17 protein-coding genes are annotated in these 21,278 nt (G+C 64.1%); 10 read left to right on the plus strand and 7 right to left on the minus strand.

The window, feature by feature from the left end:
* Positions 1 to 85 precede the first annotated feature (85 nt).
* Genes NKJ40_RS02505 through NKJ40_RS02515 form a run of 3 tightly spaced genes read right to left on the minus strand, consistent with a single transcriptional unit; the run spans position 86 to position 3,276 of the window.
* Complete coding sequence (locus NKJ40_RS02505; protein WP_352464463.1) at positions 86 to 793, minus strand: SDR family NAD(P)-dependent oxidoreductase; 708 nt, start codon at positions 791 to 793, stop codon at positions 86 to 88.
* A 57-nt stretch (positions 794 to 850) separates the two neighbouring features.
* A complete protein-coding gene (locus NKJ40_RS02510) occupies positions 851 to 2,431 on the minus strand; it encodes a 5-guanidino-2-oxopentanoate decarboxylase (protein ID WP_352464464.1) in 1,581 nt (526 codons plus the stop codon).
* Complete coding sequence (locus tag NKJ40_RS02515) at positions 2,428 to 3,276, minus strand: dimethylarginine dimethylaminohydrolase family protein (protein ID WP_352464775.1); 849 nt, start codon at positions 3,274 to 3,276, stop codon at positions 2,428 to 2,430. Before NKJ40_RS02515 ends, NKJ40_RS02510 begins: the two co-directional genes overlap by 4 nt.
* A 217-nt stretch (positions 3,277 to 3,493) precedes the next feature.
* Here NKJ40_RS02515 and NKJ40_RS02520 point away from each other — a divergent pair, with 217 nt between their 5' ends.
* From NKJ40_RS02520 to NKJ40_RS02540, 5 genes are all read left to right on the plus strand, one after another.
* Positions 3,494 to 4,303 carry an ABC transporter ATP-binding protein gene (locus NKJ40_RS02520; RefSeq protein WP_352464465.1) on the plus strand — a complete coding sequence of 270 codons (810 nt, stop codon included), beginning with the start codon at positions 3,494 to 3,496 and terminating at the stop codon, positions 4,301 to 4,303.
* A gap of 51 nt (positions 4,304 to 4,354) precedes the next feature.
* Positions 4,355 to 5,149, plus strand: coding sequence for a transporter substrate-binding domain-containing protein (locus NKJ40_RS02525; RefSeq protein ID WP_352464466.1), 795 nt, complete (start codon positions 4,355 to 4,357; stop codon positions 5,147 to 5,149).
* A 215-nt stretch (positions 5,150 to 5,364) separates the two neighbouring features.
* Positions 5,365 to 6,030 (plus strand): ABC transporter permease, encoded by a 666-nt coding sequence (locus tag NKJ40_RS02530; RefSeq protein ID WP_292660496.1) that lies wholly within the window; start codon positions 5,365 to 5,367, stop codon positions 6,028 to 6,030.
* A gap of 14 nt (positions 6,031 to 6,044) precedes the next feature.
* Positions 6,045 to 6,851: an ABC transporter permease gene (locus NKJ40_RS02535; RefSeq protein WP_352464776.1), complete on the plus strand. Its 807-nt coding sequence runs from the start codon at positions 6,045 to 6,047 to the stop codon at positions 6,849 to 6,851.
* Between the two features lie 112 nt (positions 6,852 to 6,963).
* Positions 6,964 to 7,965: an Ldh family oxidoreductase gene (locus tag NKJ40_RS02540; RefSeq protein WP_023676270.1), complete on the plus strand. Its 1,002-nt coding sequence runs from the start codon at positions 6,964 to 6,966 to the stop codon at positions 7,963 to 7,965.
* A gap of 57 nt (positions 7,966 to 8,022) precedes the next feature.
* Here NKJ40_RS02540 and NKJ40_RS02545 read toward each other — a convergent pair whose 3' ends face one another.
* Positions 8,023 to 8,295, minus strand: coding sequence for a hypothetical protein (locus NKJ40_RS02545; RefSeq protein WP_352464468.1), 273 nt, complete (start codon positions 8,293 to 8,295; stop codon positions 8,023 to 8,025).
* 242 nt (positions 8,296 to 8,537) lie between these two features.
* Between NKJ40_RS02545 and NKJ40_RS02550 the strand changes: the two genes are divergently transcribed.
* Positions 8,538 to 9,512, plus strand: coding sequence for a complex I NDUFA9 subunit family protein (locus NKJ40_RS02550; protein WP_352464470.1), 975 nt, complete (start codon positions 8,538 to 8,540; stop codon positions 9,510 to 9,512).
* Positions 9,513 to 9,533: 21 nt separating this feature from the next.
* Here the strand turns inward: NKJ40_RS02550 and NKJ40_RS02555 are convergent, their stop codons facing one another.
* On the minus strand, positions 9,534 to 10,907 hold the full coding sequence (locus NKJ40_RS02555; RefSeq protein WP_352464471.1) for a cytochrome P450: 1,374 nt from the start codon (positions 10,905 to 10,907) through the stop codon (positions 9,534 to 9,536).
* A 184-nt stretch (positions 10,908 to 11,091) separates the two neighbouring features.
* On the opposite strand from NKJ40_RS02555, the gene NKJ40_RS02560 reads away from it, so the two are divergent.
* The 4 genes from NKJ40_RS02560 (at position 11,092) to NKJ40_RS02575 (ending at position 18,167) form a co-directional block, all read left to right on the plus strand.
* Complete coding sequence (locus tag NKJ40_RS02560; RefSeq protein ID WP_352464473.1) at positions 11,092 to 11,670, plus strand: NADPH-dependent FMN reductase; 579 nt, start codon at positions 11,092 to 11,094, stop codon at positions 11,668 to 11,670.
* Positions 11,671 to 11,719: 49 nt separating this feature from the next.
* Positions 11,720 to 14,386 (plus strand): caspase family protein, encoded by a 2,667-nt coding sequence (locus NKJ40_RS02565; RefSeq protein ID WP_352464475.1) that lies wholly within the window; start codon positions 11,720 to 11,722, stop codon positions 14,384 to 14,386.
* Positions 14,387 to 14,532: 146 nt separating this feature from the next.
* The gene (gene gyrB / locus NKJ40_RS02570; protein ID WP_352464477.1) at positions 14,533 to 17,004 is read left to right on the plus strand and encodes a DNA topoisomerase (ATP-hydrolyzing) subunit B; all 2,472 of its coding nucleotides are present in this window, start codon (positions 14,533 to 14,535) and stop codon (positions 17,002 to 17,004) included.
* 245 nt (positions 17,005 to 17,249) lie between these two features.
* Complete coding sequence (locus NKJ40_RS02575) at positions 17,250 to 18,167, plus strand: hypothetical protein (RefSeq protein WP_352464479.1); 918 nt, start codon at positions 17,250 to 17,252, stop codon at positions 18,165 to 18,167.
* 106 nt (positions 18,168 to 18,273) lie between these two features.
* On the opposite strand, the gene NKJ40_RS02580 is transcribed toward NKJ40_RS02575, so the two are convergent.
* Together NKJ40_RS02580 and NKJ40_RS02585 are read right to left on the minus strand one after the other, a co-directional pair.
* Positions 18,274 to 19,788 (minus strand): hypothetical protein, encoded by a 1,515-nt coding sequence (locus tag NKJ40_RS02580; protein ID WP_352464481.1) that lies wholly within the window; start codon positions 19,786 to 19,788, stop codon positions 18,274 to 18,276.
* A 92-nt stretch (positions 19,789 to 19,880) separates the two neighbouring features.
* The gene (locus NKJ40_RS02585) at positions 19,881 to 21,278 is read right to left on the minus strand and encodes an NAD(P)(+) transhydrogenase (Re/Si-specific) subunit beta (RefSeq protein WP_352464483.1); all 1,398 of its coding nucleotides are present in this window, start codon (positions 21,276 to 21,278) and stop codon (positions 19,881 to 19,883) included.

The following is a 21,278-nucleotide window of genomic DNA, read 5'->3' on the forward strand; positions in this document are numbered from 1 at the left end:
GGGTTATAAACGAAACAAAAAGCCCCGCCGGAACGATCCGGCGGGGCTTTTGCTTGTGACCTTTTGCTTGTGACGGACCGCAGGCTCAGGCCCGGCCGTAGAGTGGCACCAGCGTGCCGCTGATGGCCATGTTGGCCGGCGAGGCAAGGTAGGCAATGGCCTCGGCCGCCGCTTCAAGGCTGACCCATCTGCTGAAATCTGCGTTCGGCATGTCAGCACGGTTGGCCGGCGTGTCGAGCGTCGAGGGCGCCACGGCGTTGACCAGGATACCGTTGCCCTTCAGCTCTTCGGCCATCGCGACGGTCATCGCGGCGACCGCCGCCTTGGCCGCAGCGTAGGCCACCTTGCCGGAGCCGCGCCGCGGATCGAGCCCGGCTCGAGCGGTGACATTGACGATGCGGCCCGGCACGGAAGATTCCAGCATCGAGCGTATCGCCGCGCGGCAGCACAGGAAGGTGGTGCGGGCGTTGGTGTCCATCATCTCGGCGAAGGAGGCGGGCTCGATCTTCTCGACCGGCGCGGCGGTGAAGCCGCCGGCCAGATGCACCGATGCCCATAAATCCGGAACGCTGGCATAGAAGGCGTCGACCTTGGCAGGGTCGGCAAGGTCGACATTATGCGCCAGCCTGACGCGGTCATGCGCCGGGAAGGGAAAATGCGCAGGCGCGGCAGCGTGGGCATTGGGCACATGGCAGATCGCGCCCTGCTCCAGCAGTTTTCCTACGACCGCGCCGCCAAGCGCACCGGTGCCGCCGGTCACCACGATATGTCTGCCGTCCAGTGTTTCCGTCATATTCGACCGCTCCGTCATTGCGCGCCGCCGATGCGGAAGGTCGCGCCTTTAGCGCGATCACTCAACCGAAATCTCGATGACGTAAGGTCGTCCAGTCGCCCGCGCGCGCCCAAGCGCGTCCGCTAAGCCGCCGGCGCCGGAAATCCGCTCTGCGGCAATGCCATAGGCTTCGGCCAATTTGCAGAAATCCGGCGGGGCCGGGGAGACGCCGACCGGCTCGACACCGACGTCGAGCATCGAGGTTTCGATCTCGCGGTAGCCGCGATTGTTCCAGACGGCGAAGATCACCGGCGCCGCCGCGTCGAGCGCGGCGCCCAGTTCCGGCAGGGTGAACTGGAAGCCGCCATCGCCGGTGAGGCAAACGACCGGCGCCTCAGGCCTGGCAAGGACGGCACCGATCGCCGCCGGCGGGCCATAGCCGAGCGCGCCGAAGCCGGTGGCGGCGTTGAACCAGCCGCCCGGCCGGTCGTGATCGTAGTAGAGGTTGGCGGCGTAGACCGGCTGGGTCGAATCGCCGACGATGATCGCGCCAGGCAGTGCATCACGGATCGTCTCGACGGCGCGCAATTGCGCCTGCATAGCCGGGCCAATCTCGGCAAAGGCCGCTTGCCGCGTCGCGGCGGCGCGAGCGGCGCCGTCGCCCGATTGCGCCTCGCCCGTGCCGAGTTCGGCATGCAGCGCGTCGAGCGCCGCTCCGCAATCGGCCTGGATCGAAATCCGCGCAGGCCGGCGGGCAAGCTGGTCGGCGCCGATGTCGATGCGGATCAGATTGGCGGGCAGGACAAAACCGCCGTCGCCATAGCCATCATAGTCGGTCGGACCGAATTCGGTGCCGGCGGCAATGACCAGGTCGGCATCGGCCATTAGCGCACGCACCGCCTTCAGGCTGGGGCTGGCCGGCACGCCAAGCGGATGGCGATAGAGCAGGCCGCGCGCATTGGCGGTCTGGACGACCGGCGCTCCCAACCTCTCGGCCAGGCGCTGCAACGGCGCTTCGGCAGCTTTGGCGCCGCCGCCGGCCAGGATAAGCGGCCGGCGGGCAGACGCGCATAGCCATGCCGCCTCTGCAATCGCCGCCACATCCGGCTCGGGCGGCGCTGAATTCCGCAGCAGCGGCACGATGCCGTTGGCAGGCAGGCTCATGACATCGGTCGGGATCTCGATGTGCACCGGACCCGGACGCGAGGATGAAAACAGCGCAAAGGCACGGGCGAGCACGCCGGGCAGTTCGCCGGCCTCGGTGACACGGTGCGAAAACAGCGCCACCTTCTCCATCATGCCGCGCTGGTCCGGCAGTTCATGCAGATGGCCAAGGCCTTTGCCCAGCGTCGGTGTGGCGTTGACGCCCGAGATTACCAGAATCGGCACCGAATCGGCGCGCGCCTGGCCCATGGCGGTGATGGTGTTAGTCAGCCCCGGCCCGGTGATGACGAAGGCGATGCCCGGCTTGCCGCTGGCGCGCGCATAGCCGTCGGCCATGAAGCCGGCGCCCTGCTCGTGGCGCGGCGTGACGTGACGGATCTTCGACCGCGCCAGCCCGCGGTAGAGCTCGACCGTGTGCACGCCGGGAATGCCGAAGACGGTGTCGACGCCGTGCGCTTCGAGCAAGGTGATGAGCGCTTCGCCGATCGTCGTCATTGTCTTAACACCGGGCGTGTGAGGCAGGTCGGGCCGCCCTCGCAGGCAATGCACAGCGCATCGGCCTCGAATGTCGAGACCGTACAGCCAGCGGCCTGCATGGCAGCCGCCGTCTTCGGAAAACCGGCAACGGCGATGACCTGGCGCGGCGCGGTCGGCAGGACGTTCAGGCTGAGCCCGTTCGAGGCGAAGAATTCGTCGGCATCGCCCTCGACCAGCCGAATGCCACGTTCGCGCAGCATCTGATGGAAGGCGACCGGCAGGAGCGGTGCATAGACCAGCGCCAGATCGTCGGCGAGCGGGCTGATCACCGACATCAAGTGCAGGCAGGCCTCCTCGCCTTGCCAGAGCGGCAGGTCGAAGCCGTAGACCTGGATGCCCTTGGGTGAAAGCAGGTTGGAGAGCTGCTGGATGCCGTGCTGATTGGTGCGCACGCCGCGGCCGACGGCCAGCGTGTTTGCATCCACCCACACGCAGTCGCCGCCCTCGACCTGGCCGGGAGCCTCGATACGGCCGAGGACGGGGATGCCCATGCGCCCGTAGGCTGCCTCGTGCAGGCCGGGCTCGGGCCGGCGCAGCGCCTTGCCCATGGCAAGGATGACCGCGCCATGATCGGTCATCAGCGAGGGATCGTGGGTAAAGACCGAATCGGCAAGCCCGTCATCGGCGTCGTTCAGCCATTCGATTTCGGCGCCTGAGGCCGAAATCAGCCTGGCCAACGCTTCATACTGGACCGCCGCTTTTTGCGGGTCGAAGCCGGGACCGTAGTGCCAATCCAGTGCTTTGGCTCGATGCATGGCGCTGGCGGCGGGGCGCATCAGCACACGCTGCAGCGGCCCGACCATCGACTGCGACCCGTATGCTTTGCCCACTAAATTCTCCTGAAACGCGCCCCTCCTGCCAATAGCCACTCGGCTGGCCGTGATCAATGGTCCAAAAACTGCGGTTGACGGAGGCAAGCGGAACGGTCCATCTTGAGAATCGGAACGCTGTCCAGTGACGGGTAATGGGTAAAAAATTCCAGCAAGGACTGCCTCGGCTGCTCCGCGGGGCACCGCGACGATGACAGCGCCGGCCACCGCCCTGAAGCATACGGCGCAGAACGGCGCTGCCGAAGCCATCCACGTCGAGAACCTGCACAAGAATTTCGGCAAACTGCATGTATTGAAGGGCGTTTCGCTGTCGGCGCGCGATGGCGAGGTGATCGCCATCATCGGCGGCAGCGGCTCGGGCAAGTCGACGCTGCTGCGCTGCATCAACTGCCTGGAGAACCCGACCAGCGGCATGATCCGGGTCAATGGCGAAGAGATTAAGCTGAAGGCCGACAGCTACGGCCACACCGTGCCCGCCGACCGCAAGCAGATCGAACGCATCCGCTCCAAACTCGGCATGGTTTTCCAGAACTTCAATCTGTGGAGTCACATGACGTTGATCGAGAACGTCATCGAGGTTCCCGTGCATGTGCTCGGCGTCAAGCGCGATGTGGCGATCGGCGAGGCGGAAAAATTGCTCGCCCGCGTCGGCCTGGCCGAAAAACGCGACGTCTATCCCGCCTATCTGTCGGGCGGCCAACAGCAGCGCGCCGCGATCGCCAGGGCGCTGGCCATCAATCCGCGCGTCATGCTGTTCGATGAGCCGACCTCGGCGCTCGACCCGGAGCTGGTCGGCGAGGTGCTGAAGGTGATCGGCGACCTGGCGCGCGAAGGCCGCACCATGGTGCTGGTCACCCATGAGATGAAGTTCGCCCGCGAGGTCGCGACGCATGTCGTCTACCTCCATAACGGGCTGGTCGAGGAAGAAGGGCCGCCGGAACAGATCTTCGGCGCACCAAAATCCGAAAGGCTGAAGCAGTTCATCCGCAACATCAGTTAATCTGTGGGCGGACGAAAACCGGGAACAACAACAAAACTGGGAGTCATGACGATGAAGATTATTCTCAAGACCTTTGCCGCAGCGCTACTGCTTGGCGTTGCCGCCATGGGCGTGGCCAAGGCCGATCCGGTCAAGATCGGTGTCGCTGCCGAGCCCTATCCGCCGTTCACCTCGCCGGATGCTTCCGGCAAATGGGTCGGTTGGGAAATCGAATTCATCGACGCTGTCTGCGCCGAGGAGAAGCTCGACTGCGTCATCACGCCGGTCGCCTGGGACGGCATCATCCCGGCGCTGACGACCAAGAAGATCGACGTCATCGCCAGCTCGATGTCGATCACCGACGAACGCAAGAAGACGATCGACTTCTCCGACAAATATTACAACACCCCGACTGCGATCATCGGGCCGAAGGACCAGAAGTTCGGCTCGACACCGGAGGACCTCAAGGGCAAGATCATCGGCGTCCAAGTCTCGACCGTGCACGCCGACTACGCCAAGAAGCACTTCGCTGACGCGGCGGAAATCAAGGAATATCAGACCCAAGACGAGGCCAACCAGGATCTTGCCGCCGGCCGGGTCGACGCGGTGCAGGCCGATTCCATCGCCCTCGATGCCTTCCTGAAATCGGACCAGGGCAAGCAATGCTGCGATCTGAAAGGCATGGTCGCGCCGGATCTGGCCATACTCGGGCCCGGCGTCGGCGCCGGCGTCCGCAAGGAAGACACCGAGTTGAAGGAAAAGATCAACGCCGGCATCAAGGCCATCCGCGCCAACGGCAAATATGACGAGATTTCGAAGAAGTACTTCGACTTCGACATTTACGGCGCCGACACGCAGTCGAACTGACGGCCGCGTCCCATGAGCGAATAACCACGCGGCGCCCGATAGGGCCGCGTGGTTTCGCCGAAAATTATCCACGCGAGCTTCCGCGGGCGGAGATCGCCGGCGGTTTTAGCGCCAGCAATTCGAGGGCGACGCTGATCGACGCATTTGTTCCGGCTTGGGCCGCCTCTGCCATCGCGCTTCTCTCGCCCGTGCCGCCGGGCTGGGGTGGAACGCTCATCGTTGGGCTGCTCCATACGATCGAGATCGCGGTCGGCGCCACCTGTCTCGGCCTTTTGATCGGCATCGGCGGCGCCTCCGGCAAGCTGTATGGTGGTCCGGTGGTGCGCGATCTCCTGGCAGTCTATACGACCGTCGTGCGCGCCGTGCCGGAGCTGGTGCTGATCCTTCTGCTCTATTACGCCGGCACCGACCTGATCAATCAGATGCTGACGGCAATGGGCTATCAGCGCATGGACATTAGCGGGCTGGCGGCCGGCATTGCCGTGCTCGGCTTCTGCCAGGGCGCCTATTCGACCGAGGTGATCCGCGGGGCGATCCTCGCCATTCCGCAAGGCCAGATCGAAGCCGCGCGCGCCTATGGCATGTCTCCCGGCCTGCTGCTGCGGCGCATCACGCTGCCGGCGATGCTGCCGTTCGCCATACCCGGCCTTGCCAATCTCTGGCTGATCGCCACCAAGGACACCGCCCTGCTGGCGGTCGTCGGCTTTTTCGAGCTGACATTGGCGACACGGCAGGCGGCCGGCGTAACCAAAGCCTATCTGACATTCTTTGTCGCCGCCGGCGCGATCTACCTTCTGTTGACGCTGGTTTCGAACCTGATCATCGGCCGCATCGAGAGCTGGGCCCGCCGCGGCATGCCCTCGCTCAAGGAGGCCCGGTGATGGCTGGCCCGGTGATGACTGGCGAAGCGGCCGTCGAGATAGCCGTACGCGCTTCGCTGTGGCTGAAGCCGCATCGTATCGTGCTGATCCTGATCGCGCTGGGACTGGTTTTGGCGGCGGCTGTCTTCATGCGCTGGGACTGGCTGCCTAAATATTGCGGGATGGGATTGCTCGGCATCTGGCGCGCGCTGTGGATTCTTGCCGTCACCTGCACGCTGGGCTTCCTGCTCGCCGTGCCGCTCGGGCTGGCGCAGGCTGCCGGCTCGTTCTGGTTCGCGGCACCCGCCAAGGTCTTCTGCACCGTCATCAGAGGGACGCCGCTGCTGCTGCAGCTCTGGTTGCTCTATTACGGGCTGGGCTCGCTGTTTCCACAATATCCATGGATTCGCGAGTCTTGGATGTGGCCCTATCTGAGGCAGGCATGGCCCTATGGCGTCCTCGGGCTGACGCTGTCCTTCGCCGGTTACGAGGGCGAGGTGATGCGAGGCGCTTTCGCCGGCGTGCCGAAAGGCCAATTGGAAGCCGCCCGCGCCTTCGGCATGAGCCGCTGGAGGATTTTCCAGCGAATCTGGCTGCCGCAGGCCTTCTACCGCGCGCTGCCGACACTGACGGGCGAAACCGTGCTGCAGCTGAAATCGACGCCGCTGGTGGCGACCATCAGCGTGATCGACATATTCGCCGTCTCTTCAAAGGTGCGTCAGGATACCTACCTCACCTATGAACCCTTGCTGCTCCTCGCGTTGATCTATATGGCGATCACCGGCATCCTCGTCTTCACCCTGGGCAAGATCGAGGCGCGGATTCCGAACAAGATTGGTTAGGTGAAATGGTGAATAGTCGGTAGTGAGTAGCCCGTAGTGGTACCGGCTAAGTCCCACTCACCATTCACTATTCACCATTCACCCATTCCCTCAGATATCCATGGCAATCACAATGCAACTCAGTCTCGACCAGGCGACAGGGCTGTGCCGGATGGCCGCACTTGGCGCTGGCGCCAACGAAGAGGCGGCGCAGTCGCTGGCTGCCTCGATCGTCGCGGCCGAGGCGGAAGGACTGTCGACCGTCGGGCTGTCGCACTTCATCGATTATCTTGAAGCACTGGAGGCCGGCCGTATCGACGGCAACGCCGATCCGGTGATCACCAGGCCGGCGCTCGCGGTCTATCTTTCCGATGCGCGCGGCGGCTTGGCGCATACCGGTTTCGACCGCACGATTGATGACCTCGCCAAGGCGGCGCGGCTGTTCGGCGTCGCCATCTTTTCGCAGAAGAATGCCTATACGTGCGGCGCGCTCGGCTACTTCACCGGACGGCTGGCCGCGCAGGGATTGGTGTCGTTCGCCGCCACCAACGGCCCGGCCGTGCTTGCCGGCTCGGGTTCGGTCAAGCCGGTCTACTGCACCAACCCGATGTCCTTTGCTGCGCCCGCCGCGGACGGGGCGGCGCTGGTCATCGACCAGTCGTCGAGCGCCACCGCCTTCGTCAACATCCGCAAGGCGGCCGAGGACGGCAAGAAGATCCCCGAAGGCTGGGCACTGGATGCCAGCGGCAATCCGACCACGGACCCGGCAGCCGCCATGAAGGGCGCCATGCTTGCCTTCGGCGGCCAGCGCGGCGCCAACATCGCGCTGATGGTCGAAGTGCTGGCTGCGGGCCTGTCTGGTGCCAATTGGTCGCTCGATGCGCCATGGTTTAGCGGCGGGCCGGACAGTCCGGGGACCGGCCTGTTCGTGCTTGCCGTCGAGCCCAAGCTGCTCGATCCGGACTTCGAAAAGCGGATGAAGGATCAGCTCGACCGGCTGCGGCGGCGCTATGGCGTGCATGTGCCGGGGCGTGCCCGGGCCGAGGCCGCGGAGAAGGCGGCGGCGCGCGGCATAAGCGCGCCGAAAGCCGTGGTGCAACGCATTTCCGAATTCGCCGCGCGCTATTCGTCCTGAAGAAATTCGTTTGTCCGATGAGCGGCTGACGAGGTCGGCCGATCCGGCAGCGCGAGCCTACTTCCCGCAATAATGATCGTTGATGACGTTCGCCGCATTCGCGTCCGGTCCTACCCTGTTGTAGGAGCAGGGTTCGGCGGCCGTCGTGAACAGGTGGTTGTCATAGTAGCGCGGGCCACCGAACAGAATGTCGATGATGTCTCCGTTGGCCGGAACGTAGCGTTCGGGTTGAGCTTGGTGGTGATGCCGGTTTGCCGCGAATGCCGAGGCACCAATGCTGCAGCCTGTTGCGAAAGCCAGAGCGAAGATCGCAACGCGTTTTGTCGTCATCGGCAATATCCTCCATTCGGAATCAAACTATACATCTAAAATCGCCGACCGAACAAAGGTTCCTGTCCCGAATGGAGTTACCCTAAAGCCGGGCGTCGGCGGGTTTTCTGCCGTTTCGAACGGATACCGGAAATCATGCTTCAACAATGCCGGGCGACCTATGGTCGCCCTTTGCCTTTGGCGCGAAACCGACTATGAAACGGCTTCAACCAAGCCATCTGGATAGCCCGCCGGAGCCAGCCATGACCGAAATCCTGCAGACCCCAAAGCTCGTCGTCGTGTTCGGCGGCTCCGGCTTTGTCGGTCGTCATGTCGTGCGGGCGCTGGCCAAGCGCGGCTACCGCATCCGGGTCGCCTGCCGCCGGCCCGATCTCGCCGGTCATTTGCAACCGCTCGGCAATGTCGGGCAGATCCAGCCGGTGCAGGCCAATGTCCGGGTGCGCTGGTCGGTCGACCGCGCCGTGCAAGGCGCCGACCATGTCGTCAATCTGGTGGCGATCGCGCATGAGGCCGGCCGGCAGAAATTCACTGCTGTCCACGAGTTCGGCGCGCGCGCTATCGCCGAAGCGGCGCGCGCCGTCGGGGCCGGCCTCACCCACATCTCGGCTCTGGGAGCGGATCTCCACGCGCAATCGGACTATGCGCGTACCAAGGCGCTCGGCGAAAAGGCGGTTCTGGAGACGGTCCAGGACGCCGTGATCTTGCGGCCATCGATCAATTTCGGGCCGGAGGACGGTTTCTTCAACCGCTTTGCCAACATGGCCCGCTTTTCCCCAGTGCTGCCGCTGATCGGCGGCGGGCAGACGAAATTCCAGCCGGTCTACGTCGGCGACGTCGCCGAAGCGGTGGCGCATTCGGTCGACGGCAAGGTCCAGGGCGGCCGGGTCTATGAACTCGGCGGGCCGCAAGTGCTTACCTTCAAGGAATGCATGCAAGAGCTGCTCGTCATCATCGAACGCAAGCGGTTTTTGCTGCCTGTGCCATGGTGGCTGGCGAACCTCCAGGCGTCAATTCTAGGGCTGCTGCCCAATCCGTTGTTGACCAAGGACCAGGTCCTGCTGTTGCGCCAGCACAATGTCGTGTCGGAGGCCGCCGTCAAGGACGACAGGACGCTCGCCGGCCTCGGTATCCAGCCGCGGTCGATCGGAACCATCCTGCCCAGCTATCTCTGGCGCTACCGCGCCGCCGGCCAGTTCCAACGCAAGTCCGCCGCATAATACGAACGGACTTCCGGTTGCCTACGACGCGCGCCTGGTGACCTGCATCGGCAGCCCGCCTTGCGGCTGCGTCGTCAGCTTCTGCACCGGCCAGGGTCGGGTTTCCGCGGTGGTGTCGAAACGATAGCGCGACAGCATGATCGCCAACGCGATGATCGCTTCCTGCATGGCGAAGCTGGCGCCGATGCAGACACGAGGCCCGGCGCCGAACGGCAAATACTGGAAACGGTCGATCTTTTCGCGATTCCCCGGATGAAAGCGTTCCGGCATGAAAGCGTCCGGCCGGTCCCACAATTTCCGATGGCGGTGGACGACCCACGGCATCACCAGCACCGCGGCGCGTCGCGGTATGTAGAGGCCGTTCCAGGTTTCGGGCTCGATCGGTTCGCGGTTGATTGACGGCGCCGGCGGATAGAGCCTGAGCGCCTCGTCGAAGGCGGCTCGGGTGAGCGGCATGGCGTCGAGCCATTTCGTCGGGTCGGGCTCAAGCGCCAACACCGCATCGATCTCGTGCTCGATCTTTTCGCGCTCCCACGGCGCTTCGGCAAGGCAGTAGAGCGTCCAGCCGAGCGCCCTGGCCGTAGTCTCGTGGCCGGCGCCGATGAAGGTGATGATGTTGTCCTCGACCTCGGCCCGGGTCAGCCCGCCCGGCCCTTCCGCCTTCAACAGCAGCGTGAGAAAATCCTGCGGCACCGTGTCCGGAGCGCGCCTCAGCCGCGCCTCGCGCATCTGCACCGTGTCGGTGACGATCTTGCGGAAGTAGGCCATGGTCTTGCGGCCGCGGATGCGGGTCAGGCGCGGCAGCCAATCGGGTGCCCGCAACAGGTCGAGCGGATCGACCCGACCCATCGTCTCGAACAGGCGGTCGATCTCCTTAGCGAAGCTGCCCGGCTCGCCTGAAATCTCACCGGAAAACAGCGTCTCGGCCAGGATGTCAAAGGTAAGCAGCGTCATGTCGTGAGCGATGTCGAACGTGCCGCCGCCCTCGTAGCGCGTGACGAACTCCCTCGTGCGCCTCAGCATCGGCTCGGCAAAACCGAAGATATGGCGCGGCGTGAACACCGGCGACATCGCCTTGCGCGAACGCCGCCACACCTCGCCCTCGGCGGTCAGCAGGCCGTCGCGCAGGATCGGCCGCAGGATCAGCTGGCGAACCGTCGCCATCTTATAGTTCTTGGCGTTATCGACCAGCACGTGGCGGATGAGACCGGGGTCGTTGGCGATGACCAGCGGCCCGCCGATGCCGGTCACCGAAATCCAGGGCTCGTTGTAGGTCGGCTCGCCCCACAGTTCGAGCGGATTGCGATAGACGATGCGGATCATCTCCAGCGTCGAGGGCGGCGCGGTGCGCGGCTTCGGCGCTGGCGGGACGAAGGGGACGGGCTGACTGTCCATGACTTGCTCCGCTGACACCCCAATGTAGTGGCGGGCAAGGCAGGCGTCCATGTGACCGGACGACAAGGCGAAGCATCCGCTCTCTGGAATGTGACCGGGGCACCGGAAAGTGCCTGCTTGCTGTGTCCGGCTGCGTGTCTTAGGTGGCAGCACCACAGATGCCACTAACCGGCGGGAGCCTGTCTTGAAGCACCAGTTGAACGTCATCATCGGCAGCACGCGGCCGGGCCGCGCTGGACCCGTTTTCGCAAACTGGCTGGAAAGCTTTGCGCGCGAACACGGCAAATTCGAGCCGTTGCTCACCGATATCGCCGCCTTCAACCTGCCGGTGTTGGACGAGCCGCATCATCCGAGACTCGGCAAATACGAAAACAGCCACACGAAAGCCTGGTCGAAAGCAATCGACGCCGCCGACGCATTCGTCTTCGTGGCGCCGGAATACAATTATTTCGCAGCCCCCGCGATCGTCAACGCGGTCGACTACCTGCTCAGGGAATGGCGATACAAGCCGGCCGCTATCCTCAGCTATGGCGGTGTCTCCGGCGGCTTGCGAGCGGCGCAGGCGGTCAAACCGCTGCTGACCGCCGTCGGCGTCATGCCGATTCCGGAAGGCGTGGCGCTGCCGATGTACCAGAAGCTGCTCGACGAGACGGGCGCCTTCGTGCCCAGCGAGCAGGTGCTCGGCGGGGCCAGGACCATGCTGGACGAGCTGTTCCGCTGGAGCGAAGCGCTGAGGCCGATGCGAGCCAGCCAACAACGCTAACGGCCGAGCTCGCCGATGCCATAACTTGCTCATGCCATAAAGAGATGGAATGCTCCGGCAAATGACCGGGCCGGGGCGGTTCGATTTGCGTTTTCTGTTTGCCTTGCTGCTGATCCTCTCGACAGCCTCCGCTGCCGTGGCGGAGCGGCGCGTTGCGCTGGTCATCGCCGAGAACGACTACCGGCTGATCCGGCCGCTCGCCAATCCTGTCAATGACGGCGAGGTCATGGAAACCGTGCTGAGGAAGCTCGGTTTCGAGGTCTTCCTCGAAACCAACCGCGACCTGCGGCGCATGCGCCGGGCACTCGACGATTTCCGCGAGGATGCCAAAGGCGCCGACGTGGCGCTGGTGTTCTTCTCCGGCCACGGCGTCGAGATCGCCGGCGAGAATCGGCTCCTGCCGGTGGATGCAGACGCGTCGTCGCTCGCTACGCTGGAAAACACCAGCCTGCCGCTGGAGGAGATCCGCCAGGCCGTCGCCGCCACCAGCAAGGTCGGACTGATCGTGCTCGATGCCTGCCGTAGCGATCCGTTCGCAGCTACGGGTGGCGAAGGCCGCGGCGCAACGGCGCTGGTAAAAAAGGTCAGCGACAAGGTCCGGCCGGGTCTTGGCCGCCTCGGGCGGGCAGAAAACATCCTGTTTGCCTTCTCGGCGGCGCCCGGCGAGACCGCCGCGGATGGGACCGGCCAGAATTCGCCGTTCACCGCGGCGCTGACGAAATATCTCGGCACCGAAGGTCTCGAGATCCGCTCGGTGCTGACGCTCGTGCAGCAGGAGGTCTACGACCTCTCGCGCGGCAAGCAATTGCCCTATGTCGAGAGCGGCCTGCCGCAGTTGTTCTTTGCCGCCTCGGCCAAGGAGAAACTGCCGGAGCGTGAACGTCTGTTGCTCGCCATGGCCGAGGTGACGCCCGACATGCGCGGCGAGGTGGAGAAGATCGCCAGCGACGCCGACATGCCGCTGGCACCGCTCTATGGCGCGTTGATCAGTTCCGATGCCGGCCACCTCTCCGCGGACAGTCTGAACGCCAGGCTGCGTGAGGCAGCCGACGCCTTCGTCAAGGTGCGGAGCGAAATGCAGACGCTTGGATCCGACGATCTCAGAGTGTCGGCGTTGCGCCGGCAGGCCGAAGAGCAGCTTTCGCTGGGAGCATTCGATGCGGCCCGCAAAAAGCTTGCCGAGGCAGCCGAGATCGACAATGTCTCGCGCAACGCGCTGAAGGCTAATTTCGTCAGCCGCACGCTCTCCGAAGCCGCGACGCTCTATTTGTCCGGCGGGGCAGCGCGCGCCGACCTCGACTACGCCACAGCCATCAAGGACTATGAGTCCGTGCTCGCGCTTTATGGCGAAGCCGGACAGGTGGTGCTGTCGCTCGACGACGCCGACCGCTTGATCCGCACGCTGGACGAGCTCGGCAAGCTCTATACCACGGTCGGCAATATCGATGCGGCTGGCCGTGCCTTCGAGGCGCTGCAAGCCGATCTCGAGCGGCGGTCGCATCATGAAACCGATCCCAACGTGAAGCGCGACTTCGCCGTCAGCCACGTCAAGCTCGGCAATGTGCGGATGGCGCAAGGCAATCTGCCGTCAGCGCTGCAGAATTATGAGACCGCTAGGACCATTCTGCAGGGCCTGACCGAGGCAGAACCAGATAATCTGGAGTGGTTCGGCGACCTCGCCATGACCGACGACAAGATCGGCAACGTACTGGCGACGCAAGGCGATCTGGCCGGCGCCGCGGAGGTCTACCAGGAAAGCCTGTCGATCAAGAAACAGCTCGCCGCCGGAGAGCCCGACCGTGCCGAACTGCAGCGCGACCTGACCATCACCTACGACGAGATCGGTCACCTTGCCCATGTCGCAGGCCAACTGGACAACGCACAGGCGGCCTATGAAGAGAGCTTGAAGGTGCGGCTGGCGCTGGCGGCGGACAGACCGGGAGACGCCGACCGGCAGCGTGACGTCTCGGTCAGCCACGATACGATAGGCGACCTGCTGCGCGAACGCGGCGACGCGGCAGGGGCGCTGGCCGCCTACAAGGAAGGCCTGGCGATCGTCAAGCAACTGGCGAAACGCGACCCGGACGACACCGAACTGAAACGCGACCTGTCGGTCGGCAACGCCAAGATCGGCAACGCGCTGAGCGACCAGCAGAATTGGCCGGCGGCACTTTCGGCTTATCGTGAGGCACTTTCGCAGGCCAGCGCGCTCGCCGCCGGCGACCCGAACAACACCGATTGGCAGCGCGACCTGTCCGTGTGCATCGAGAAAGTCGCCGGCGTCCTGGCAATACAGGGCGACCACAAAGGCGCGCTGAAAGCCTATCTGGACAGTTACGCGATTGCGCAGCGGCTGGCCAAGCTCGATCCCGCCAATTCCGACTGGCAGCGGGACTTATCGATAACGCTGTCCGAAGTCGCCACGCTGCGCCTAAGGCAGCGCGACGTCAGGGGAGCCCGGCAAGCCCTTCAGGACAGCCTGGCCATTCGCGAGAAACTTGCCCGGTCCGATCCGAACAACGCCACCTGGCAACGCGACCTTGTGGTCGCCTATATCGACTACGCGCAAGTCGCAAAGGACCCGAAGGCCGTGCTTTCCAAGGCGCTCGACATGACGCTCGAGCTCGACCGGACCGGTCGGCTGGCGCCGCGATACAAGTTCATGGTCAAGTTCCTGCGGGAGCGGCTGGCCAGGATCGAAGCCAAGCGCCGGTAGCCGGCCGACGCGACGGTCATTCCGTTCGGAAATGCCTGCAAACCTTGGAAAAACCGCCTTTTGCGCCTATATCTACGACATTAGAAATGCGCGATTCGAAGCCGATTTTTCGCGCTCTGCACACGGCATCAATCAGACAGGTTTTCATGAGCGAACAGACCGACATCGCCAACGGCGTTGAAGCCGAATACGGCGCCGATTCCATCAAGGTTTTGAAGGGCTTGGATGCCGTCCGCAAGCGGCCGGGCATGTACATCGGCGACACCGACGACGGCTCGGGCCTGCACCACATGGTCTATGAAGTCGTCGACAACGCCATCGACGAAGCACTGGCCGGCCATGCCGACTTGGTAACGGTGACGCTCAACCCGGACGGATCGGTGACGGTCATCGACAATGGCCGCGGCATTCCGACCGATATCCACACCGGCGAAGGCATTTCTGCGGCCGAAGTGATCATGACGCAGCTGCATGCCGGCGGCAAGTTCGACCAGAACTCCTACAAGGTGTCGGGTGGCCTGCACGGCGTCGGCGTGTCGGTCGTCAATGCGCTATCGGCCTGGCTGAAACTGAAAATCCGCCGCAACGGCCATATCTACGAAATGAGCTTCACGCATGGCAATGCCGACGCGCCGCTGCGCATCACCGGCAGTTATGAACAAGACAAGGTCCCCGGCACCTATGAAGGCCGCAGCGGCAGCGAAATCACGTTCTTGCCGTCGTCCGAGACCTTCACCATGGTCGAATTCGACTACGGCACGCTGGAACACCGGCTGCGCGAGCTCGCCTTCCTGAACTCCGGCGTGCGCATCGTTTTGACCGATGCCCGCCATGCCGACATCGTGCGCCATGAACTGCACTACGATGGCGGGCTGGAAGAGTTCGTCCGATACCTCGACCGGACGAAGAAGCCGTTGCTCGACAAGCCGATCTCGATCCGCGCCGAGCGCGACGGCATCACGGTCGAAGTCGCCATGTGGTGGAACGACAGCTACCATGAAAACGTGCTGGCGTTCACCAACAACATCCCGCAACGCGACGGCGGCACGCACCTTGCCGGCTTTCGCGGTGCGCTGACACGCCAGATAACCGGCTATGGCGACTCTTCGGGCCTGACCAAGAAGGAAAAGGTGGCGCTGATCGGCGACGATTGCCGCGAAGGGCTGACCGCGGTGCTGTCGGTCAAGGTTCCCGACCCGAAATTCTCCTCGCAGACCAAGGACAAGTTGGTGTCGTCCGAGGTCCGTCCGGTGGTCGAAGGGCTTGTCAACGAAGCGCTCGGCACCTGGCTTGAGGAGCACCCGACCGAGGGCAAGGCGGTCATCGAGAAGGTCATCCAGGCCGCTGCCGCGCGTGAAGCCGCGCGCAAGGCACGCGACATCACCCGCAAGAGTTCGCTCGGCGTCACCTCGTTGCCTGGCAAGCTGGCCGATTGCCAGGAGCGCGATCCGGCGAAATCCGAGATCTTCATCGTCGAGGGCGACAGCGCCGGCGGCTCGGCCAAGGGCGGCCGTTCGCGCCAGAACCAGGCCATTCTTCCGCTGCGCGGCAAGATCCTCAATGTCGAGCGCGCCCGCTTCGACCGCATGCTCGGCTCCGACATGATCGGCACGCTGATCACTGCGCTCGGCACCTCGATCGGCAAGGACGAGTTCAATGCCGACAAGCTGCGCTACCATAAGATCATCCTGATGACCGACGCCGATGTCGACGGCGCCCATATCCGCACCTTGCTGCTGACCTTCTTCTTCCGCCAGATGCCGGAACTGATCGAACGCGGTCATCTCTACATCGCGCAGCCGCCGCTCTACAAGGTGACGCGCGGGAAGAGCTCGCAATACATCAAGGACGAAGCCGCCTTCGAGGAATTCCTGATCGGCTCCGGGCTGGAAGAAGCGTCGCTTGCGCTCAGCACAGGCGAGGTGCGGGCCGGGCAGGACCTGCGCAGCGCCATCGACGACGCCTTAGCTGTCCGCCAGCTCATCAACGGATTGCACACGCGCTATAACAGAGGCGTGGTCGAGCAGGCAGCGATCGCCGGCGCGCTCAACCCGGAGATTTTCACCGACCTCGGTCGCGCCAACGAGACGGCCGAGCGTGTTGCCCGCCGTCTCGACATTATCGCCGAGGACACCGAGCGCGGCTGGACCGGCCGCATGTCGACCTCGAACGAGGGCATCGGCGGCTATGTCTTCGAGCGAACGGTGCGCAGCGTCAAGGAGTTCGCACATCTCGACCTGGCGCTGGTTAATTCCGCCGACGCACGCCAGCTCGACCGCTATGCGCCGCGCTTGGCAGAAATCTATGGCGAGCCGCCGGTGCTGCGCCGCAAGGACGTCTCCGAAACCATTTCGGGGCCGCTGGCACTGCTCAATGCCGTGTTTGCCACCGGCCGCAAGGGCCTGACCATGCAGCGCTACAAGGGCCTTGGCGAAATGAACGCCGAGCAGCTCTGGGAAACGACGCTTGACCCGAATGTGCGCTCGCTCTTACAGGTCAAGGTCAATGACGCAACGGATGCGGACTCATTGTTTTCACGGCTGATGGGCGACGAGGTCGAGCCAAGACGCGAATTCATCCAGGAAAACGCGCTGTCGGTCGCCAATCTGGACATCTGAGCCGCCATCCAGATACCCAGCCAGCAGGCATGAAGTGCATTGGTGCGCCTTGGCGCACCAATACCGACTGCTGCAACGCAACAAAGATCACCAGGACCGCCGGAACGGAAAGGCTTTCAAGGCATTGTAGTCGATCACAATCGCCGCAGGAGGCATCCATGGGACGTGGCATTTTGCTCTGGCTTCTCGGAGTCCCAATTCCGATCATTATTCTGATTATGCTGTTTGCAAGGTAGGGGGCTTCCATGCCGTCCACCCTAACGACTGTCGACGTTTCCGCACCGACGGAATCCGCTTCCACTGCTGTCAGCTGGGGGCCAATCGTCGCCGGCGCCTTTGCTGCGTCAACGCTTACCTTCATCTTGATGCTGCTCGGCTCCGGGCTTGGGCTGACCATGGTGTCGCCATGGTCCGGCTCGGGTGCGTCAGTCACCACTTTCGCCGTTTCCACCGCCGTCTGGCTGATCGTCGTGCAGTGGCTGTCGTCGGCCCTGGGCGGCTACCTCGCCGGACGCCTGCGCACCAAATGGGTCGGCATCCACAACGATGAAGTCTTCTTCCGCGATACCGCTCACGGCTTCCTGGCCTGGGCGCTGGCGACGCTGCTCGTCGCCGGCGTGCTCGGCACGGCGCTTTCGGCCGCGATAGGTACCGGTGTCCAGGCTGCTTCGAGTGTGGCATCGGGCGCGGCAATGGGCACTTCGGCAGGTGCTGCTGCAAACGCGGGTAGCGCCTCGACTGACAACGCCACATCGTATTTCGTCGATACGCTGTTCCGCCCGGCCGATCCGGCAAGGCTCGCTGCCGCCAATCCGGAGAGCGACGCTGCGGCAACGGCGCAGGCATCGCGCATTCTGATCGCGAGTGCCGCAGCAGGCGAAATATCGGCCGACGACAAGACCTATCTGTCGCGGCTGGTGGCCGCCCGCACAGGCCTGTCCGAAGCGGATGCCACCGCTCGCGTCGATGCGGTAATCGCCAGAGCGCAGGACGCCAAGGTCAAGGCCCAGCAGGCGGCCGACACCGCCAGAAAGGCAGGCGCCACCTTCTCGCTGATTGGCGCGCTGTCGCTGGTCGTCGGGGCCTTCATTGCCAGCGCGGCTGCAGCACTTGGCGGCAGGCAGCGCGACGAAGAGGAAGCGATTTTCCTGACCAATCGTTGATCGGTGACTAAGCGAACTCGGTCCGCTTCGGGAAGATTACCCTCGAAGGGGACCTTGCTTTGAACTGCCGGCGCAGCATTGTCGTGCGCTGCTCGCCCCCGATAGCTCAGTCCCCCAGCCTGCGGCCGAGATCGACCGCATCGCGCAGCACGGCTAGGTGCGAGCGCGGCTGTGCGCCGGCCGGCGCGTTGATCTCGACACCGCTCGCCGCCAGCGACCAATAGAGCCTGTGCGTGAAGACGCGGCCGCGCGAGCCGCGCAGCTCGACCTGAATGTTTTCCACGCCCGGACCGAAGTTCTCCGTCATCGGCCCGGAAATCGGGTCGCCCGTCAGCCAGCCATTGCCCCTGTCGAAAATGTTGGTCCAGCGCGTCGCGGCAAACACCGCGCCATGATGCACGGCCCGCTGCGGCTTGCCCGAATGGCTGCACCCTTCCTGGTAGAGCATGGTCCCGCCCGCCGCCCTGTCGGCGATCGGCGGGCATGCCGAGAACAGCCGCTCGGCGATGCCGCGCCTGAATTCGGCGAGGTTGTAAGTCACCAGAAACTCGCTGTGGGTCAGCGGACTGCCGAGCGTGACGAAATCGCTGATCTTCCACGACAGCGGATGATCGGCGTCGCCGACGCGAAGCTGCCGGTAGAGCTCCCATTGGTTGCGCCGGAATGCGGGGAGGTCGTCGAGGCTGTCGGGCCAGGCGGAGGCATCGGCGGCCAGCGTCGCCTTGTCGACGGCGTGGATCGCCTTCAGCCGCGCTCTGTCGCGAATGGCTTCCAGCTTTCGAGGCCTGAAATCGGCCCATAATATCTGCAACAGATCATAGGCTATGATCGACCCCAGGCTGTGTGAGACCAGCACGACGCGGTCATAGGCGTCGTCCGTCATGAGACGCTTCAGCAGCTTGAGGCCACGCTCGCGGACCAGCGCCCGCTTCTCGACCGTTGCCGCTTCGGCCCGGACATAGGCGGCGACATCGCCGAAATAGGGTAGGCCAAACTGGTCCACCGACCAGATGACGAATGACGCCACGACGGTGACAAGCACGCCGGTCGTCCAGGAGATGTAGCCTTGCCAGGCCGACGTTGCCAGCGCCAGCGCCGCGCCGAGGACAACGACAGTGGTCAAAAGCGTGACGACGTAGAGTTTGCGCACATCGCGCGGAATATCGGCGGGCTTGCGCCAGAGCAGGGTGGTCACCCAGGCAGCAAGGCGGCTCCGGGTCGTGCCCTGGGTGATGTCGGCCCAGTAAAGCTCGTAGAAATCGGTGCGGCGGCCATCGACATCATAGGGCGTAGTGATCCGGCGGAGTTCGTGCGAATTGGTCCGGCTGTCGGGCGTGATCCAGCTCTGGTTGATCTTCGCACCCATCGGGTCGGCCGGATCGGCGACATGGGCATAGAACGGAGCACGGGCCGGATCGTGGCTCCATACGGCCTGGACAAACCCCCTCAACGTGTCCATGGGCCGCTGTTCGCCCATGCCGTGCACGACCACCACCGCCTGGCTGTGCCTGCGTGGCGCCTTCTCTGCTGCGGTCAGATCGGCGGCCGGCGATGCAGCAGAACCAGGGTCGGGCACCAGCACCTCCACGATGACGCCGTTAGCAAGACGACGGGTCGGCATCGTATCTTCAGAACCGGTAACAGCCAAGAAAAAGCCCGGCGCGGAGCCGGGCTGTATTCGACGATCGGCAGTGAGTTGGCAGCGACGCCGTTTCAGTGATCCATCGCCTTGACGATCTCCTCGGTCATCTTCTTGGCGTCGCCGAGCAGCATCATGGTGCCGTCCTTGTAGAACAGCGTGTTGTCGATGCCTGCATAGCCGGAGCCGAGCGAGCGCTTGACGAACAGGCAGGTGCGCGCCTTGTCGACGTCGAGGATTGGCATGCCATAGATAGGTGAGGACTTGTCGTCACGAGCGGACGGGTTGGTGACGTCGTTGGCGCCGATGACATAGGCGACGTCGGCCTGCGCGAACTCAGAGTTGATGTCCTCCAGCTCGAACACTTCGTCATAAGGCACGTTGGCTTCGGCCAAGAGCACGTTCATGTGGCCGGGCATGCGGCCGGCAACCGGGTGGATGGCGTATTTGACGTCGACGCCGTTGGCCTTGAGCTTGTCGGCCATTTCGCGCAGCGCGTGCTGCGCCTGGGCGACGGCCATGCCGTAGCCCGGCACGATTATGACCTTTTGCGCATTCATCATCAGATAGGCGGCATCCTCGGCCGAGCCCTGCTTGACCGTGCGCTCGATGCCGTCGTTGGCAATGGCTGATGTCTCGCCGCCGAAGCCGCCGAGGATGACCGAGATGAAGCTCCGGTTCATGCCTTTGCACATGATGTAAGACAGGATGGCGCCCGACGAGCCGACCAGCGCGCCGGTGATGATCAGCGCCAGATTGCCGAGCGTGAAGCCCAGTGCGGCGGCGGCCCAGCCCGAATAGGAATTCAGCATCGACACGACCACCGGCATATCGGCGCCACCGATCGGGATGATGAGAAGCACACCCAGCACCAGCGAGGCGGCAACGATCAGCCAGAACACCAGCTTGGACTCGGTGGTGACGAGCAGCACGAGCAGCACGATCAGCGCAATGCCCAGGCCCGCGTTGATGAAGTGGCGGCCACCGATCATGATCGGCTTGCCCGACATGCGGCCGTCGAGCTTCAAGAAGGCGATGACCGAGCCGGTGAAGGTGATGGCACCGATGGCAACGCCGAGGCTCATCTCGATCAGTGCCTGGGCATGAATATCGGCGACGGTGCCGATGCCGAAGCTTTCCGGCGCATAGATGGCGGCGGCCGCCACCATGACCGCGGCAAGACCAACCAGCGAGTGGAAGGCGGCGACCAGCTGCGGCATCGAGGTCATGGCAATGCGCCGTGCCGTGACCGCACCGACCGAGCCGCCGATCAGCAGCCCGAGCACGATCAGCGCGAAGCGGCCGGCGGAAGGGGTGGCCAGCGCCAGCGTCGTGGCGATGGCAATGCCCATGCCGATCATGCCGTACATATTGCCCTGGCGGCTGGTGGTCGGGTGCGACAGGCCGCGCAATGCCAGGATGAACAGGATGCCGGAGACCAGATAGAGGAAGGAGGCGAAGTTGGCGTTCAT

It is taken from the genome of Mesorhizobium sp. M0119, assembly GCF_040322615.1.
Lineage (GTDB): Bacteria > Pseudomonadota > Alphaproteobacteria > Rhizobiales > Rhizobiaceae > Mesorhizobium.